Source organism: Endothiovibrio diazotrophicus, from assembly GCF_054657215.1.
Genome location: NZ_BAAHXB010000306.1, coordinates 1 through 522 on the forward strand (window position 1 = coordinate 1; position 522 = coordinate 522).

Here is a 522-nt window from a genome sequence, read left to right on the forward strand (position 1 = left end):
AAACAGGCTCTGCCCGGTCATCGCCGAATACTGCACCCGCTCCTCTTCCGGCATCAGGTCCAGGATGGCCTCCATCAACGAGGACTTGCCGGCGGCGCTGGTGCTCTGGATGATCACCGCCAGCGGCTTGTCGAGCTTGCGCGAGACGCAGGAGAGATAGCCGATCAGCTTGTTGGTCTCTTCTCCCACCACGCCGCAACGGTCGAAGTCCTCGAGGATGCGCTGCATCAGATCGGGCGAGCGGAGCAGCGCCAGGGCCTCTTCCCCGGCTACCGCATCGAGGGCCGTGGAGTCGTCGCCACCCTCTAGCGTTTGTTTGATCTGCTGTTCCTGCAGGGCCTCGCACTTCAGCAGCACCTTGCCCAGGTCACGCTTGATTACCTCCTCCTTCACCGCCAGCTCGAACGCCGCCTGCTTGATGAACACGCCACGGCTCTTGGCGGCATAGAGGTCAAACGTGTCGACGTGCAGCGCGTCGCCGCAGGACACCAGCACGTTGACCTTGAGCTGGTTGATGCTGAG

The 522-nt window shown here is 62.8% G+C and carries 1 protein-coding gene; it reads right to left on the reverse strand.

Annotation, left to right across the window (positions count from 1 at the left end):
• A partial coding sequence (locus ACYQ2W_RS26560; protein WP_459874130.1) for a hypothetical protein occupies nucleotides 1-522 on the reverse strand: 522 nt, incomplete at both ends.